Source organism: Vibrio sp. Vb1755, from assembly GCF_033338635.1.
Lineage (GTDB): Bacteria > Pseudomonadota > Gammaproteobacteria > Enterobacterales > Vibrionaceae > Vibrio > Vibrio alginolyticus.
On sequence record NZ_JAWOTA010000345.1, the window covers coordinates 1 to 1,057 of the forward strand.

Consider the following 1,057-nt stretch of genomic DNA (forward strand, 5'->3'; position numbering starts at 1 on the left):
CTTTCGGTGAACAACTTGTCTGTCAGCTTTACGACAAACGATGGGATCGTCGATGCAGTAAAGAATGTTAGCTTCGAGCTACAAGCGGGTGAAACGCTGTCTATCGTCGGCGAATCTGGTTCCGGCAAATCAGTTTCCACCAACGCTTTAATGAAGCTGCTACCAGACAACGCCATTGTCCATCCAGACTCGTCGATCATGTTTGAAGGCGAATCCATTCTGGACAAAACTGAGCGACAAATGCAGCGCATTCGCGGCGATCGCATCGGGATGATATTCCAAGAGCCAATGACTTCACTGAATCCGTACATGCGGGTCGGTATTCAAGTGGCGGAAGCCATGATGTGTCATCGCTCCGTCAATCAGCGCAAAGCCAAAGAACGTGTGCTTGAACTGTTTGATTTGGTTCATTTGCCGAACCCGCAACAAGCCTATGATAAGTATCCACATGAGTTTTCTGGTGGTCAGTTACAGCGCATCATGATTGCCATGGCGCTAATTAACGAACCAGACATCTTAATTGCCGATGAACCGACAACCGCGCTTGACGTTACTGTTCAGGCGGAAGTGCTACTGCTGATTAAAGAGATTCAAGCAAAAATGGGGATGGCTATTTTATTTATCACCCATGACCTAGGCGTGGTGAAACACTTTGCCGATCGTGTGTTGGTGATGTGCAAAGGTGAGGTCGTTGAAGAAGGCATTACTGAGCACTTGTTTTCTGAACCTCAGCATGAATACACCAAAATGCTGATTAACTCGATTCCGAAAGGAAGCAAAACCCCCGTTGATGAGAAAGCGTCGGAATTGCTCAACGCTGAAGACATTCGTGTGAAGTTTTTGGTGACGCCTCACTTTATCCCAAGCAAAAACGAGTACTTCGAAGCGGTAAAAGGCATCTCGTTACAACTAAAACAGGGCGAAACACTAGGCATTGTTGGGGAATCCGGTTCGGGTAAATCCACATTAGGGCGTGCGTTGATCGGTTTGCTACCGTCTACCGGAAAAATTGAGTTTAAAGGTCAAAACATGGCCTCACTCAGCGACAAAGAGCGGT

General features: G+C 47.2%; 1 protein-coding gene. It reads left to right on the plus strand.

Translation table 11 applies throughout. The features are described from left to right. Positions 1-1,057, plus strand: a 1,057-nt coding sequence (locus tag R7E00_RS25025) for an ATP-binding cassette domain-containing protein (RefSeq protein WP_318124911.1), incomplete at both ends; no start/stop codon positions are given.